This window comes from Microtetraspora fusca (genome assembly GCF_001570365.1).
In the GTDB taxonomy this organism is placed as follows: Bacteria; Actinomycetota; Actinomycetes; order Streptosporangiales; family Streptosporangiaceae; genus Microtetraspora; species Microtetraspora fusca.
Genome location: NZ_BBYK01000065.1, coordinates 25,110 through 40,603, shown reverse-complemented (window position 1 = coordinate 40,603; position 15,494 = coordinate 25,110). Strand labels below are relative to the sequence as shown.

At 72.5% G+C, this 15,494-nt stretch carries 15 protein-coding genes; 9 read left to right on the top strand and 6 right to left on the bottom strand.

Translation table 11 applies throughout. From position 1 onward, the window contains the following. Positions 1–15 precede the first annotated feature (15 nt). Positions 16–1,131: an ABC transporter substrate-binding protein gene (locus AWQ68_RS30880; RefSeq protein WP_066947114.1), complete on the bottom strand. Its 1,116-nt coding sequence runs from the start codon at positions 1,129–1,131 to the stop codon at positions 16–18. A 264-nt stretch (positions 1,132–1,395) separates the two neighbouring features. Between AWQ68_RS30880 and AWQ68_RS30875 the strand changes: the two genes are divergently transcribed. Further along, a complete protein-coding gene (locus tag AWQ68_RS30875; RefSeq protein ID WP_084464584.1) occupies positions 1,396–2,139 on the top strand; it encodes a GntR family transcriptional regulator in 744 nt (247 codons plus the stop codon). A gap of 16 nt (positions 2,140–2,155) precedes the next feature. On the opposite strand, the gene glpK is transcribed toward AWQ68_RS30875, so the two are convergent. Both glpK and AWQ68_RS30865 read right to left on the bottom strand, forming a co-directional pair. Then, entirely contained in the window at positions 2,156–3,673 is a 1,518-nt protein-coding gene (glpK, locus tag AWQ68_RS30870) for a glycerol kinase GlpK (protein ID WP_066947109.1), read from the bottom strand. Positions 3,674–3,708: 35 nt separating this feature from the next. Beyond that, positions 3,709–4,527 (bottom strand): MIP/aquaporin family protein, encoded by an 819-nt coding sequence (locus AWQ68_RS30865; RefSeq protein ID WP_218007108.1) that lies wholly within the window; start codon positions 4,525–4,527, stop codon positions 3,709–3,711. Positions 4,528–4,664: 137 nt separating this feature from the next. On the opposite strand from AWQ68_RS30865, the gene macS reads away from it, so the two are divergent. Both macS and AWQ68_RS30855 read left to right on the top strand, forming a co-directional pair. Continuing rightward, complete coding sequence (macS, locus tag AWQ68_RS30860) at positions 4,665–5,912, top strand: MacS family sensor histidine kinase (protein WP_084464583.1); 1,248 nt, start codon at positions 4,665–4,667, stop codon at positions 5,910–5,912. Then, complete coding sequence (locus tag AWQ68_RS30855) at positions 5,824–6,453, top strand: response regulator (RefSeq protein WP_066947103.1); 630 nt, start codon at positions 5,824–5,826, stop codon at positions 6,451–6,453. The genes macS and AWQ68_RS30855 overlap by 89 nt, the downstream gene beginning before the upstream one ends. Positions 6,454–6,463: 10 nt before the next feature. Here AWQ68_RS30855 and AWQ68_RS30850 read toward each other — a convergent pair whose 3' ends face one another. Next, positions 6,464–6,757 (bottom strand): YiaA/YiaB family inner membrane protein, encoded by a 294-nt coding sequence (locus AWQ68_RS30850; RefSeq protein WP_066947101.1) that lies wholly within the window; start codon positions 6,755–6,757, stop codon positions 6,464–6,466. Between the two features lie 132 nt (positions 6,758–6,889). Between AWQ68_RS30850 and AWQ68_RS30845 the strand changes: the two genes are divergently transcribed. The 5 genes from AWQ68_RS30845 to AWQ68_RS30825 are packed head-to-tail and all read left to right on the top strand — an operon-like array spanning position 6,890 to position 11,169. Next, positions 6,890–7,465 carry a biotin transporter BioY gene (locus AWQ68_RS30845; protein WP_218007107.1) on the top strand — a complete coding sequence of 192 codons (576 nt, stop codon included), beginning with the start codon at positions 6,890–6,892 and terminating at the stop codon, positions 7,463–7,465. Further along, positions 7,462–8,775: a class I adenylate-forming enzyme family protein gene (locus tag AWQ68_RS30840; RefSeq protein ID WP_066947097.1), complete on the top strand. Its 1,314-nt coding sequence runs from the start codon at positions 7,462–7,464 to the stop codon at positions 8,773–8,775. Before AWQ68_RS30845 ends, AWQ68_RS30840 begins: the two co-directional genes overlap by 4 nt. Then, the gene (locus AWQ68_RS30835; RefSeq protein ID WP_066947084.1) at positions 8,772–9,896 is read left to right on the top strand and encodes a thiolase family protein; all 1,125 of its coding nucleotides are present in this window, start codon (positions 8,772–8,774) and stop codon (positions 9,894–9,896) included. Before AWQ68_RS30840 ends, AWQ68_RS30835 begins: the two co-directional genes overlap by 4 nt. Beyond that, positions 9,893–10,567, top strand: coding sequence for an energy-coupling factor ABC transporter ATP-binding protein (locus AWQ68_RS30830; RefSeq protein WP_066947267.1), 675 nt, complete (start codon positions 9,893–9,895; stop codon positions 10,565–10,567). The genes AWQ68_RS30835 and AWQ68_RS30830 overlap by 4 nt, the downstream gene beginning before the upstream one ends. Next, positions 10,564–11,169 carry an energy-coupling factor transporter transmembrane component T family protein gene (locus AWQ68_RS30825; RefSeq protein WP_066947081.1) on the top strand — a complete coding sequence of 202 codons (606 nt, stop codon included), beginning with the start codon at positions 10,564–10,566 and terminating at the stop codon, positions 11,167–11,169. Before AWQ68_RS30830 ends, AWQ68_RS30825 begins: the two co-directional genes overlap by 4 nt. A gap of 12 nt (positions 11,170–11,181) precedes the next feature. On the opposite strand, the gene AWQ68_RS30820 is transcribed toward AWQ68_RS30825, so the two are convergent. Then, entirely contained in the window at positions 11,182–12,480 is a 1,299-nt protein-coding gene (locus AWQ68_RS30820; RefSeq protein WP_066947079.1) for an FAD-dependent oxidoreductase, read from the bottom strand. On the opposite strand from AWQ68_RS30820, the gene AWQ68_RS42920 reads away from it, so the two are divergent. Then, positions 12,457–12,984: a hypothetical protein gene (locus tag AWQ68_RS42920; protein ID WP_157545963.1), complete on the top strand. Its 528-nt coding sequence runs from the start codon at positions 12,457–12,459 to the stop codon at positions 12,982–12,984. The genes AWQ68_RS30820 and AWQ68_RS42920 overlap by 24 nt on opposite strands. A gap of 177 nt (positions 12,985–13,161) precedes the next feature. On the opposite strand, the gene AWQ68_RS30815 is transcribed toward AWQ68_RS42920, so the two are convergent. Then, positions 13,162–15,423, bottom strand: a complete 2,262-nt coding sequence (locus tag AWQ68_RS30815; protein WP_066947076.1) for a PxKF domain-containing protein — start codon at positions 15,421–15,423, stop codon at positions 13,162–13,164. Positions 15,424–15,494: the final 71 nt, after the last annotated feature.

The window sequence follows — 15,494 nt, the reverse complement described above, 5'->3', positions numbered from 1 at the left end:
TGTGCTTGCTCCAGGTCAGCCCGCGGCCGTCGGGATCGGCGGCTGCACCGGCTCGCCGCCGGTCTTCACGGCCTCGACCTGCTGGCGGAAGAGGTCGCGGGTCCACGGCCACGCGGCGTACTCGTCGGGCTTGAGCGCGGCGGCCCAGGCGTCGCGGTCCTTCTGCTCCACGAGGACGATCGGGAAGGTCAGCTGCTTCGGCACGTCCTTGCCGTCGAGCAGGTCGAGTGCCTCCCACAGGGCGGCGACGGACTGGCCCGGGTCGGACATGACCGCGACCGAACCGTTGTCGATCTTGTTGTCCTTCCAGTAGTTCAGGGCGCGGCCGTTGGTCTCGAACGTCACGGCGGGAACCGGCTTGCCGGCGGTGGCGAACGCCTGGGCGACGCCGTAGCCGTCGCCGCAGCCGATGACGCCGTCCACCTTGGGCACGCTGGACAGCACGCCGAGCACGGCCTTCTGCGCGGTGGCGCCGTCGCACATGCCGGTCACCGTCGCGGCGGTCTTCACGTCGGGGTAGCCGCCGAGGATCTTCTTGGTGGTGTCGAACATCTCGGCCTCGGGCTGGGAGCCGACGACGCCGCGGCTCACGATGACGTTGCCCTTGCCGCCGATGCCCTCGAGCAGCGGCTTGGCGGCGTAGGTGGCCCAGTCGACGAAGCTGTTCTGCAGCACGTGCGCGCACGGGGCGTCGATCGCGGAGTCGAACACCACGACCTTGACGCCGGCGTCGCAGGCCTGCTGGATGACCGGCTTGAGCGCGGTCGGCGAGGACGGGTCGATCAGCAGCGCGTCCGGCTTCTGCAGGAGAAGGCTCTTGATCTGCGCGACCTGCTCGGTGGCCGAGTTCTCACCCGGGGCGTTGACGACCTTGTACTTGCTGATCAGGCCGTCCTTCTGCGCCTGCGTGGCCGCCGCCTCGAACTTGGCGATCATCGTCTGCCGCCAGCCGTTGCCGATGAAGCCGTTGCTCAGCGCGATGAACGGCTTGTCGCCGCTGCCGCCGCCGGAGCTCGCCTTGTCGCCGGCGGCGTTGTCGCCGGAGCCACAGCCCGTGGCCAGAACCGCGAGGGCGGCGATGGTCGCCGCGGAGGCCGCGCGCCAGGGCCGGCGAGAGGTACGGATACGCATCGTGTCTCCAGAGAGAGCAGGTCCGCCGTAGCGGGAGGAAGTCGAAAGCCGCGGGAACGCATCACTCGCAAGGGAGCGGGATGTCATTACAGGCCTGTAGTGACAAGCAAACTAAGCCGACGTTACGGTGCTGTCAAGAGAGAGTTTCCTGAGCCACACGAGCTGGACGATGGAGGATAATCTTCACGACAGGATAGACAACCTGTCACGACAGGCTGGCCGGGCATGGCATGCTTCCAGAAGCTGCCGCCAAGGAGGGGACCCGTGACGATCACCTATCCGCGCCTCAACCGCGACGGGGCGGAACCGCTGTGGATGCAGCTCATGCGGGCCTTACGAGCGGAGATCGAGAGCGGCGAGCTGGGCCCGGACCAGCCGCTGCCGTCCGAGGCCGAGCTGAGCGACATGTTCAGCGTGTCCCGCACCGTCGTGCGCGAGGCCCTGCGCGAGCTCGTGCAGCAGCGCCTCATCTACAAGATCAAAGGACGCGGCGCCTTCGTCGCGGCGCGCAAGACGGAGCTGCGGTTCGTCGGATCGACGTCCGGCTCCGCCGACGACCTGCGGGAGTCCGGACGCCGGGTGACCACGCAGACCATCCACCAGTCGCTGGGCCAGGCGGACGAGCGGGAGGCCGCCCTCCTCCGGATCCCGCGCGGCGAGGAGGTCGTCCGGCTGCGCCGGCTCCGCTGCGTGGACGGCCAGCCGTGGCTGCTCGTCGACACCGCGCTGCCCGCCCGCCTGGTCCCCGGCCTGGAGCGCGCCGTCCTGGAGAACCAGTCCCTGTACGACGTGCTGCGGCGGCGGTACGGCATCGAGCCGGCGGCCGCGGACCGCTGGATCGAGGCGGTCTTCCCCGAGCCCGAGGACGCGGCGCTGCTGGAGGTCTCCACCTCGACGCCGCTGCTCGGCATCGAGTCGGTCGCCTGGCTGGACGACAACACGCGGTTCGAGGCGTACTACGCGCTCCACCGCAGCGACCAGACCCGGTTCTACGTCGGCATCCGATGACGGGCGCTCGGCCGGGTCACTCCACCTCCACCCAGCCGAGCGCCCGCTCAACGGCCTTCTTCCACCCGGCGTAGCCCTCCGCGCGCTGCTCGTCCGTCCAGGTCGGCAGCCAGCGGCGGGCCTCGTGCCAGTTCTTCCTCAGGTCCTCGGTCGAGCGCCAGAAGCCCACGGCCAGCCCCGCGGCGTACGCGGCCCCGAGGGCGGTGGTCTCGGCCACGACCGGCTTGGACACCGGCACGCCGAGGATGTCCGCCTGGAGCTGCATGCACAGGTTGTTGGCGGTCACGCCCCCGTCCACGCGCAACACGTCGAGGGCCACCCCCGAGTCGCGCTCCATCGCCTCGACGATGTCGCGCGTCTGGTAGCAGATCGCCTCCAGGGCGGCGCGCGCGATGTGCGCGTTCGTGTTGAAGCGGGACAGGCCGACGATCACGCCGCGCGCGTCCGAACGCCAGTACGGCGCGAAGAGCCCGGAGAAGGCGGGCACGAAGTAGACGCCCCCGTTGTCGGTCACCTGGCGGGCCAGCGCCTCGCTCTGCCCCGCCCCCGAGATGATGCCGAGCTGGTCGCGCAGCCACTGCACCGCCGAGCCGGTCACCGCGATCGACCCTTCCAGCGCGTACACCGGCGGCTCGGCGCCGAAACGGTAGCCGACCGTGGTGAGCAGGCCGTGCCGCGACCGCACCGGCTCGCGGCCGGTGTTGAGCAGCAGGAAGTTGCCCGTGCCGTAGGTGTTCTTCGCCTCGCCGGGTTCGAAGCAGACCTGGCCCACGGTCGCCGCCTGCTGGTCGCCGAGGTCGCCGGACAGCGGCACCTCCCCGGCGAGCGGCCCCCAGCGCCGGGTCATGCCGTACGCGTCGGGGTTGGACGACGGGAGGATGCGCGGCAGCATCTCGCGCGGCACGCCGAAGAACGACAGCAGTTCCTCGTCCCAGTCCAGCGTCTCCAGGTCCATCAGCATCGTGCGGCCGGCGTTCGTGGGGTCGGTCACGTGCGCGCCGCCGTCGGTCCCGCCGGTGAGGTTCCACAGCAGCCAGGTGTCGGTGGTGCCGAAGAGCGCCTCACCCGACCGGGCGTCCTCGCGCACGCCCTCGACGTTCTCCAGGATCCACTGGATCTTCGCGCCCGAGAAGTACGTCGCCGGCGGCAGCCCGGCCCGGCGCCGGATCACGTCGCCCCTGCCGTCGCGGTCCAGCGCGGCGGCGATGCGGTCGGTCCGGGTGTCCTGCCACACGATCGCGTTGTAGTACGGCCGCCCCGTCCGCCGGTTCCAGACCAGCGTCGTCTCCCGCTGGTTGGTGACCCCGAGCGCCGCGAGGTCGGACGCGGTCAGCCGCGCGCCGCGCAGCGCCGTCTCGATGACCGCCCGGGTACGCTCCCAGATCTCGGTCGGGTTGTGCTCCACCCACCCGGCGTGCGGAAGGATCTGCTGGTGTTCGAGCTGGTGCCGGGCGATCTCGTTCCCACCCTTGTCGAAGATCATGAACCGGGTGCTCGTGGTGCCCTGATCGACCGCTCCGACGAAGTCCGCCATGGCATGTCGTCCCCTCTGCCGCACGCCTCACCGGGTCAGATGCCCTCGTTCTCGGTGGGGACACGGCCCACCTCCAGCTCCGGGATCGGCAGGAACCGGGCGATCAGGAGCTGGTAGAGACCCGCGCCCACCACGCCGCCGATGAGCGGGGCCACGATCGGCACCCAGAAATAGAGCTCCCCGTACTGGTCTCGCCATGCCGTCGCGTACCCGGTGATGTACGACGCGAGGCGCGGGCCGAAATCGCGTGCCGGGTTGATGGCGAACCCCGCGGCGGCGCCCCACGCCATGCCGATCGCCACCACGATCAGCCCGATGATGAGCGGGAACAGGTTCGCCTCCGGCGCGACGTTCAGCTTGTCGATCACCGCGAAGATCAGGAACAGCAGGATCGCCGTGCCGATCACCTGGTCGCGGAACGCGCCCCACAGAGGCACCGGCAGCGACCCGTTGCCCGGCAGGGTCGAGAACACGAACTGCGTCTTCAACGTGAGACCCGGATCGACCTTGGTCAGCAGTTCGTCGTAGTTCCACCGCACGAGCAGCGCGGCGACGAACGCCCCCAGAGTCTGCGCCACCGTGTACGGCAGCACCTTGCGCCAGGCGAAGCCCTTGAACACCGCGAGCGCGAGCGTGACGGCCGGGTTGATGTGCGCGCCGCTGATCCGCGCCGCCGTGTAGACGCCGAACGCGACGCCGAGTCCCCACGCCCACGAGATGCTGTCGTGGTTCCCGAGACCGGCCGCGACGACCTGCGCGACCACGCCCGTGCCGAACAGGATCAGGATCAGCGTGCCCGTGAACTCGGCGGCCAACTCGGCGAGCATCCTCGGGGCCTTCGCGTGTGCGGCCACGTGTTCCCCTCCGATTGCGGCGGCCCCGGCGCCCTTTCCCTCTACTGATCTCCTCGTACGGCCCGGCGGACACCGCCCCCCACCCCAAGAATCCGTCCATATGGCATAAAAGTGAGAGACGAGAGACTCGGGAGCCCATGGGCACGGACGGACCCTTCTGGCGGGCCATCGCGGTGTACCGCGTCGCCTCGCTCGCGTACGCCGCGCTGCTGCTCGCGGCCTCGGGAGACTATCGGCGACCCGCCCTCGGGTGGCTCATCCTCGGCGTTATGGCGCTCTGGACGGCGGGGGCGACGGCCGCCTACCGCGTCGCGCGCGGCCGGGCGCTGCTGCTGATCGACCTGCTCGTCACCGTGGGCTGCCTGCTCGCCTCGCCGTACGCGCAGGGGCCCGAGACAGAGCCCGGCGGCGTCGTGCCGATCACGGCGACCTGGATCGGCGGCCCCGTGCTGGCCTGGGCGGTGCACGGAGGACGCCGCGCCGGCGTCGTGGCCGGTGTCCTGCTGTCGGCCGCCGACCTGTGGGTGCGCGGGCTGCGCGGACTCGACCTTCTCGTCCCCTTCAACGGGTCGGCCCTGCTGATCCTGGCCGGGGCCGTCGTCGGCCACGTCGCCCGGCTCACCGAGCAGGCCGAGCGGCGGCTCCAACGGGCGGTGGAGATGGAGGCGGCCGGCCGGGAGCGGGAACGACTCGCCCGCGGCATCCACGACTCCGTCCTCCAGGTGCTGGCCCTCGTACAGCGCCGCGGGCTGGAGATCGGCGGCGAGGCGGCCGAGCTGGGACGGCTCGCCGGAGAGCAGGAGGCGGCGCTGCGCGAGCTGATCCGTGCCGACCCGTCCGCGGCCGGCGGCGCGGGACTCTCCGACGTCGGCGCCCGACTGCGCCGGCTCGGCTCCGCCTCGGTGACCGTGGCCACGCCCGCGACGCCGCTGCTCCTGCCCGCGAGATCGGCCGAGGAGGTCGTGGCCGCGGTCGCCGCCGCCCTGGACAACGTGCGCCGGCACTGCGGCGAGGGCGCCCTGGCCTGGGTCCTCGCGGAAGGGGACGGCGGCTCCGTCACCGTGACCGTACGCGACGACGGCCCGGGCATCCCCGCCGGGCGCCTGGCCGAGGCGGAGGCCGCCGGCCGGCTCGGCGTCGCCCAGTCCATCCGCGGCCGGATCGCCGCCCTCGGCGGCGCGGTGGACGTCTGCTCCGTCCCCGGACAGGGCACCGAGGTCGAGCTGACCGTGCCCACGGCCTCCACGGGCCCCGCCCGGCCGTCCTACAGTTACGGTCGTGAACGGTCTGCGGGTGATGGTGGTGGACGACCATCCGATGTGGCGCGACGCCATCGCCCGCGATCTCGGCGAGGCCGGCTGCGACGTGGTGGCGACCACGGGTGAGGGGCGCCAGGCGCTCCGGGTCGCGGCGGCCGTACGTCCCGACGTGGTCGTCCTCGACCTGCGGCTGCCCGACCTGTCCGGGGTCGAGGTGGCTCGCGGGCTGGCCGCCTCCGCGTACCCGCCGCACGTGCTCGTGCTGTCCGCGAGCGGCGAGCAGGACGACGTCCTCGAGGCGGTGAAGGCGGGCGCCTCCGGCTATCTGGTCAAGTCCGCGAGCCGCGAGGAGTTCCTCCAGGCCGTACGGCGCACCGCCGAGGGCGACGCCGTGTTCACCCCGGGCCTCGCCGGGCTCGTCCTGGGCGAGTACCGCAGGCTCGCCGCGCAGCCGCCGCCCGACGACGGCCCCAGCCTCACCGAGCGCGAGACGGAGGTGCTGCGCCTGGTCGCCAAGGGGCTCTCGTACAAGCAGATCGCCGAACGGCTGGTGCTCTCCCACCGCACCGTGCAGAACCACGTGCAGAACACGCTGAGCAAGCTGCGGCTGCACAACCGGGTCGAACTGGTCCGTTACGCGATCGAGCGCGGGCTGGACGAGGAATAGGAGCCCGAGGTCACACGCCGTCCACCTTGTACGGGTCGTGCTCGGACAGGAGCTTCTCCAGGCGCGCCTGGTCCACCCGGTTGGACATGCTGTCGAGCTCCTGCCGGTCGCGCACGCACTTGGCGAGCGCGAACGCGGTTGTCACCGTGTACATCACCCCGACCGCCAGGAACGCCCGCACCCACGGGCTGACCGGCAGGTACGCGATGCCGACCGCGACGCTGGTGAGCGCGAGCCCGAACGAGATGACGCATTGGGCGTAGTAGGCGGCCGTCATCGTGGGCTGGATGGGCTTGGTCTTCATGCCTACGATGGTCCGCCCCGCCCCGGCCTCCACGCCTGAGTACGACTACCCGACTCCGCCTGAGTACTTCACGCGGGCGTGGGCCGTTCCCGGCCTTCTGTCTTGGGGAGGCGGCTGGATATCGTGTCCGATGTGTCAGGACCCCGTACCCCTCTCCCCGCCGCCGACCTGGCCCGGATGGTCGTGTTCGCCGCCTTCATCGCGGTGCTCGGCATCTTTCCGGGGGTCTACGTGGGAAGCTCCGGCGTGCCCATCGTGCTGCAGAACGCCGGCCCGCTGCTGGCGGGCGCCGTCCTGGGCGCGCGGCGCGGCGCGGCGTCGGTCGTGCTGTTGCTCGCGCTGACCGCGATCGGCCTGCCGCTGCTGTCCGGCGGCCGCGCGGGGATCGGCCCCTTCCTCGGCCCGAGCGGCGGTTTCCTGCTGGGCTGGATCCTGTCGGCGCTGGTCGTCGGCCTGATCGTGGAGCGCGCGGCACGCCCCGAGCTGCCGGTGCTGCTCGTGGCGGGCGCCGCCGGGCTCGTCGCCGACTATCTGATCGGCGTCCCGTTCCTCGGCCTCTACACCGGCGACCTGCCCGCCGCCGCGACGCAGTCGCTGGTCTTCCTGCCGGGTGACGCGGCCAAGGTCGTGGCGGTTTCGCTGGTCGCCGCCGTCCTGCACCGCGCCCTGCCCGGACGCCTGGCCGGATCGGCGAAGCGGGCCGCATGACCCTCGCCACGCCGCCGCTCCTCGGCCCGGCCCGGGTCCCGTACGCGCTGCTCGCCCGGGCGCACGGGGCCGCGCGGCGGCTGGCCGAACGCGGGGCCGGCGAGGGCGCGCGGATCGCCGTCGACGTCCCGGACCCGTGGGACGCGCTGGCGTGGTTCCTGGGCGCGGACCTGCTCGGCGCGGCCACGCTGGTGGTCGAGCCGGCGTGGACGCCGCGCGAGCGCGCGGCGGTGCTCGCCGACGCCCTCCCGCACCTCGTGGTCACCGGCACGCCGGACCCGGCCGCCCACAGGATCTCGCCTGCCGGAGACGACGACACCTTCTTCTACCTGCCGACGACCTCCGGCAGCGGCGCCCGGCCCAAGGTGCTCATCCGCACCCGCGGGTCGTGGCTGCGCAGCTTCGCCGCGCTCGGCCGCCTTCCCGGGCCCGTGCTGATCCCCGGGCCGCTCAGCTCGTCGCTGTTCCTGTTCGGCGCGCTGCACGCGCTGTGGTGCGGCCACGACCTGCGACTTCTGCCGCGCTGGGATCCGGAGGCCGCCGCCGGGGCCGCCCGTGACGCCGCCACCGTCCATCTGGTCCCCGCCATGCTCGCCGCACTGCTCGACGTCCTCGACCGGCGGCCCGACCTGCGGGCGGCCTGCGCGCTGCGCACGGTGGTCTGCGGCGGAGCGCACCTCGGCGCCGAGACGCGGGAGCGGTTCGCCCGGCTGCTGCCGGACGCCGAGCTGGTCGAGTACTACGGCTCCGCCGAGCACTCGCTGATCGCGATCCGCCGCGGCGACGACGGCCTGCGCCCGGTCCCCGGCGTGGGGCTCGACCTCCGCGACGGACTGCTGTGGGTGAACTCTCCCCTCGCGTACGGCGGCCGCCTCCGCGACGGCGTGCTCGAACCGGACGGCGCCGGATGGTCCACCGTCGGCGACCGGGTCGAACTGGACCCGTCCGGCTGCCTCCTGGTGCGCGGCCGGGCCGGGGCGGTCGTGTCCAGCGGCGGCAGGCTCGTGTCCGCCGAGGAGGTCGAGGCGGTGCTGCGCGGCGTCCCCGGGGTGGCGGACGTGCTCGTCACCGGCACCCCGCACCCGGCGCTCGGCGCGATCGTCACCGCCGTCGTCGAGGTCGGCGCGGGCACGCGTCCGGCGCTGCGCGACCTGCGCGCGGCCGTCCGGACCGCGCTCGAACCGGGCAAACGGCCGCGCCGCTGGCTGGCGACGCGCGCGCTCCCCCGCACGCCGTCCGGCAAGCCGGCCCGCGCCGCGATCGCCCGCCAGTTGCGGGACGGCACCCTCCCGGCCGAGCCGCTGCGATGAACGACGACCTCACCCCGGTTGTCGTCGCGGCGCGGCGCACCCCGATCGGCAACGCGAACGGCGCGCTGCGCCGGTACGCCGCCGACGAGCTGGCCGCCCCGGTGCTGCGCGCCGTGCTCGACGACGCCGGGCTGGACACCGTGGACGACGTCGTCCTCGGCAACGTCTTCGGCCCCGGCGGCAACCCGGCCAGGATGGCGGCCCTGCGCGCCGGGCTGGGCGAGAGCGTCCCCGGGCTGACCGTGGACCGGCAGTGCGCCAGCGGGCTCGCCGCGATCGTCCTCGCCGCCGCGATGATCCGCGCCGGGGAGGGGCGGGCGTACCTCGCCGGGGGCGTGGAGAGCGCCTCCACCGCGCCGATCCGCGCGTGGCGTCCCGACTCCCCCGGCGAGCCGCCGCTCCCCTACGCGCGGGCGCCGTTCGCCCCGGCCGAGATCGGCGACCCGGACATGGGCCCGGCCGCCGACCTGGTGGCCGCCGAGGCGGGCGTCTCGCGCGCGCGGCAGGACGCCTTCGCCGCGCGCAGCCACGCCAGGGCGGTCGCGGCCGTACGGGACGGCCGGTTCGCGGCCGAGCTGGTTTCGATCGACGGCGTCGAGCGGGACGAGCGGCCCCGCGCCGGGTTCACCGTGGAGCGCCTCGCCCGGTTCCGGCCCGCGTTCACCCCGGACGGCACCGCCACGGCGGCCAACTCGTGCGGCATCAACGACGGAGCCGCCGCCGTGCTCGTGGTGAGCGAGACGCTCCGCCGCCGGCTCGGACTACCGGGCCTGCGGCTGACCGCCTCGGCGACCTCGGCCGTCGATCCGAACCGGCTCGGCCTGGGCGCGGTCCCGGCCATGAAGGCGGTGCTCGACCGCACACCGGACGTCGTCGAGTTCAACGAGGCCTTCGCCGGCCAGACGCTCGCCTGCCTGGACGCCGCCGGCGTCGACGAGCACACGGTCAGCCCCGACGGCGGCGCGATCGCGCTCGGCCACCCGTGGGGCGCGTCCGGCGCGGTGCTCGTGGTGCGGCTGTTCGCCACCCTCGTCCGGCTACGCGGCGCGGGCCGCGGCCTGTCCGCGCTGTCGGCGGGCGGGGGCGTCGGCGTGGCCGCGATGTGGGAGGCGGTGCGGTGATCGAGTTCGAGGGTGTCGGGCACCGCTACGGCGAGCGGGTCGTGCTGTCCGACGTGGAGCTGCGCCTGGCCGAGCGGCGGGTCGCGTTCGTCGGCGCGAACGGCTCCGGGAAGTCCACGCTGGCCCGCATGATCAACGGCCTGGTCCTGCCGACCTCCGGACGCGTCCTGGTGGACGGGCTCGACCCGGCCCGCCAGGGCCGCGAGGTGCGGCGGCGGGTCGGGTTCGTCTTCACCAACCCCGACAGCCAGATCGTCATGCCCACGGCGGGCGAGGATGTGGCGTTCTCACTGCGCCGCTCCGGGCTCTCCCGCCGGGAGCGCGCCGAGCGGGCGGCCGAGATACTGGCCGAGTACGGCCTCGCCGGCTACGCCGACCACCCCGCCCACCAGCTCTCCGGCGGCCAGAAGCAGTTGCTCGCGCTGTGCGCCATGCTCGCGCTCGACCCCGCCGTGCTCGTCTGCGACGAACCGACCACGCTGCTCGATCTGCGCAACAAGCGGCGGTTCGCCGAACTGCTGACCGGTCTGAAACAGCAGGTCGTGATGGTGACCCACGATCTCGACCTGCTCGACGGCTTCGACCGCGTCGTCGTGCTCGACGGCGGCCGGGTCGTCGCGGACGACGAGCCGGGGCCGGCGCTGCGCCACTACCGCGCGCTCGTGACATGACGGCGGACGGATGGTACGAGCCCGGGTCGAGTCCGGTGCACCGTGTGCCGGCCGGCTGGAAGTTCGCCGCCCTGCTCGCGCTGGCGGCGGCGGTGTTCGCGCTGCGCTCCCCCGTCTGGCTCGGCGGGATCTGCGCCGCCGTCGTCCTCGCGTACGGAGTGGCGCGGGTCTCGCTCCGGCGCTGCGCGGGGGTGGCCCGCTCGCTCGGGGTGCTGGCGGCGTTCGTGTTCGCGGTGCAATGGTGGCTGCTCGGCGCGGATCAGGCGCTGGTGGTGTGCCTGCGCGTCGTGACCGCCCTGGCCGCGGCGAACCTGTTCACGATCACCACCAGGATCGACGACGTGGTGGCCGCGGTCGAGCACGGGCTCGGGCCGCTGCGGCGGTTCGGGGTCCGGCCGGACCGGATCGGCCTGCTCGTCGGGCTCACCCTGCAGGCGGTGGCCGCGCTGTCCGCGATCGCCGCCGAAGTGCGGGAGGCCGCCAGGGCGCGGGGCGCGCAGCGGTCGGTCACCGCGTTCGCCGTGCCGTTCCTGGTCAGGACGCTGCGGCACGCGGACGAGCTGGGCGAGGCCCTTGCCGCCCGCGGGGAGGGCGACCGCTGACGGGTGTGTGTCTCACCCGCGCAGCGTCCGCCAGACCACGGCCGGGCGAGCCAGCGCCGAGGGCGGGTCGAGCAGCCCGGTCACCCGGGTGAAGGCCTCCGCGACCCGCCAGTCCCGCGCGGCCGCCCGCCGCATCCTGCCGAGATAGGCGTTGAGGACGCGGCTCGCCACGGTCTTCTGGTCCCCGGCCTCGCGCAGGGCCAGATCCGCGCCGGTCGAGAGCCGCCACGGCGGGTCGAGCGCCTTCGCGACGGCGGCGAAGTACCGGCCGGCCAGGTCCCCGGTCCCCTCACGCAGGCAGTCGCGCAGCGCGAGCGCGTCCAGTGCCCCCACCGACATGCCCTGGCCGTAGATCGGGTTGAAGTGGCAGATCGCGTCCCCGGTGACCAGGAGCCCCTTCGGGAACCGGCCCAGCCGCTCGTACCTGCGCCGGACGCTCGTCGGCATCCTGGCCACGCCGATCTCACCCAGCGGCTCGCCATCGCGGGCGGCCGCGGCCACGTCGGGCGGGAGCACCTCGTCGACCCAGGCGAGGAAGCCCTCGGGGTCGGCCGGCGGGCGGACACCGGCGCTGCCGCCCAGCGTCACCAGCCAGCGGCCGCCCTCCACCTCGCAGAGGGCCGCGCCCTTGAGCGTTCCGGGGGACGCGCCGACGAGGACCATGCGGTCGCCCTCCACCGCCCCATCGGGAAATCGCACGTACCGGGTGGCGTAGGCGACCTCGACCCTGATCGTGTCCTCCTCCGGACGGTCGAACCCCAGCGCGTCCAACCAGGCGGGGGTGCGCCCGCCCCGGCCCATCGCGTCGATCACGAGGTCGGCGGGCAGCTCGCGCTCCCCGTCCGGCCCGGCGACACTCGCCCCGACGACCTCGCCTCCCCTGGTCAGGACGCCGGTGACCTGGACGCCGTCCTCGATCGCCACGCGGTCCAGCGCCCGTACCCGTCGCAGGATGTGCCCCTCCAGGAAGGGCCGGGTCGCCGACACCCCGATCTCCCCGGTCGGCGCCCGGGCGAACTCGCTGCCTCCCATGATCATGCGGACCTGCGCCGCCGCGTACGGCACGGCCCCCGCCGTGATCATCTCCTCGGTCACGCCGGGAAACAGCTCCTCCATGATCTGGAGGCCCCTGGCGAGCAGGGCGTGGGCGTGAAAGCTCTGCGGCACGCCCCTGCGCGGCCCGTCGACGGCCAGCGAGTCCCGCTCGACCAGCGTCACCCGGTCATAGAAGTCGGTCAGCACCCGGGCGGCGAGCAGCCCGCTGATTCCCGCTCCCAAGACGATGGCATGGTCACCGGCCCGTGGCGTCATGAGACGGATTTTGCCGGAAAAATCATGAAATATCGAGATCAGTTATCCCGCCGCCGCGGCGAATCGGCGTACGCATTCAGCGCCGAGAAAGGAATCGGAATCATTACCTCAGCGGACGCGAGCACCCTCGCGGGACAGGCTGCCGCGAACACCGAAACAGCACACGGTCACCTCATAACGGGCCCCCAGAACGCAGAGTTTCGGACGAAGCCGCATTTCACGAAATCTCACGCCAAATGCGCCATTCGAAATGTGGGCAAAGCCGGGTCATGCCAGCCAAACCGCGTTGTGGCGCGGCCGGAACGGAGGAACGTCAGGGACGTCCGCGGCCTCGTCACCCCGTACGGCGTTGACGTGCTTGCCAATTTCGGCAAGCCGGTCGCGGAGTCTGCGGCGTTCCCTGCGCTCATCGAGATTCGCCCACTCGCTCACCTCGCTGCCACCGCCACACCCGTCTCAGGCGGCGACCAGGCCTCGCGAGCGGACGACGAGCGACCGCCGTGATCAGGATGGAGAACGAAACCAGGAAAGCCCAGGTCGGTGATGCCGACCTGGGCTTTCTCGCTGGTGCGCCGCCAGGGGCTCGAACCCGGCCTCCGATTAGGGAGTCAGCGGTTCATCCGGCTGCCGGCGGAGCGGTGCGGGAACGGAGGTCGTTCACTCCGCTCCCGCACGTTTCGGCTACTTCAACCTGATGGTCGTGAAGTGGCTGCTGCCGTCATCGAGCTTCAGCTCGAACTGGCGGCAGGTGTCGGACCAACCGCGGTCGGTCTTCCACACGTAGTTGTACTGGCCGTCACCGTAGCCGAGCTTCGAGTTCCCGGGGCTGCTGGTCGACTCGGCCGGGCCGGTCGCCTTTCCGGTGGCGCAGGTCACCGGCCGGGAGACCGGGTATCCGGAGGCGATCACACCGGTGCCGTGGTCACCGCCGAGGCTGAACTTGATCGGTACGGCGCTGCCGGCCTTGCCCTCCATCGTCTCGGGGAAGGAGGCGTGCCAGGGGTAGACGACCTGGTAGGTCGCCTTCTGGTCGGCGACGTTTCCGGCGTTGTCGGCGGCCTTCACGGTGAACGCGTGGAAGCCGACGGTGGAGGTGTCGAGCGGGCTGCCGTCGGGCACGGTGCCGGTGCAGGTGGCCACCCCGGACAGGTTGTCATCGCACCGGTACGACGCGGTCGCGGCCGTCCCCAGCGTGAAGACAGCGCCATCGGCGGGCGTGGTGAGGGAGATCGTCGGCTTGGTGAGATCGACGGTCATCTTCACCGCTCGGTCACCGGCGATCGACACGCCGCGCTCGGTCGCCGTCCGGCCCTCGGCCGTGGTGGTGAAGTCGCAGGTGGAGTGCGGGAGAACCGTACGCAGTCGGCCGTCGGCCCCGGTCGTGCCGAGGTCGCGCAGGCCGTTGCCGCAGTCGGCCCGCACCGGAGCGCCCGCCAGCGGCTGGCCGGCGTCCGAGGTGGCGGACACCGTCACCGCGTTCAGCGCGTTGTGCGCCACCGCACCGCCCACGACGTCAAGGGTGATCTGCAGCCGCTCGGGGCTGATGTTGTCCATCGTGTCCGTCGGCTTGTGGTACTGCGGCTCCGTGACGTACGTGCCGCCGGTCGGACCGCAGACAGCCGGCGGGGCCGGCGGCCGGTAGTCGAGCCAGATGAACAGCGAGGACGGGATGCCCACGTCGTAGAACGCCTGGTGGTCGCTCTGTCCGAGCCTGCAGTTGCGCAGCCCGTCGAAGCCGACACGCGCGGCCGCGTCGTACGCCTCCTGGACCACGAAGTTCGACTGGCCGTTCGGGGTCAGTGCCCACAGCCGGGCCGGCTCGTACGGCGTGCCGACCATGTCCATCTGCCACTCGCCGACGAACCGGGCCTTCTCCGCCGCGGTCAGCGTGTTGACGTACGCCTTCGCGCCGAGGAGACCGCCCTCCTCACCGCCGAAGCCGCCGATCCGCAGTTCCTTGTCCAGCGGGTACTGGCTGAGGACCCGGGCGATCTCCAGCGAGACGCCGTTGCCCGAGGCGTCGTCGTGGGCGCCGGGCGCGCCCAGCACGGAGTCGATGTGCGCGCCGACCATGACGATCGGAGCCTTGGTGCCGTCCGGGTCGCCGACCGCGTGCCGGATGCCGATGACGTTGGTGCCCATCGGGTTCACGTACTGGTTGGTCGTGATCCGCAGCGTCAGCGGGCCCTTGGCCAGAAGATCCGTGATCCAGGTGTAGTGCGCGCTGCCGCCGCCCATCACCGGGATATTCGGCTGGGCCGTAGTAAGGGTGAACGACGGCGGCGCGGAGTTCCCGGTCGGGTAGGCCAGGATGACCGCGACCGCACCCCGGCTCACCGCGTTGACCACGGCGGTGTTGCGGACCGAGGCGGTGGCGTTGTAGTCCATCAGCACGATCTTGCCCGCGACGTCGTCGGGGAAGTCCGCGGCGGACTGGCCGGTCTTGGCGTAGACGACCTGGCCCTCGACGACAGCGTCGTTGCCGGTGAACTTCGCGCTGGTGGAGGCGGCCATCTGCCAGTTCGGTCCCCCCGGCAGGTCGGCGTTGGGGGACGTGACCTTCGCGACGCTCTTGGTCGAGACCGGGCCCCATGACTGGAGGGTCACATCGAAGCCGTAGGACTTCAGGATGCCGCCGATGTACTCGGCGCCCTCCCTCTCCTGCGGGGTGCCGTTGAGTCGGGGGCCGATGTCCACGGCGAGGTGCCGGATGTGACTGACGGAGTTGGCCGAGTCGAACTGGTCGACGATCTCGCGGTCATAGTCCTTCAGCGGTGCGCTCGTCGCAGCGGACACGTCGGCCGACACGTCCGCGCCGGACGCGCCCTGGGCCTGGGCGCCGCCGACTGCGGCGGACACGGTCCCGAAGGCCAGCGCGGCCGCCAGGCCACCGGCGATGGTAAGTCGTCTGAGGAGTGGGGGGTGGTTGAGCGAACTCCTCACGGAGAACCTCCTGGTACTGGCGGACAACGGTGTCCGCATGGTTCCGCCGCCGTTCGGATCACGAGGGCGGG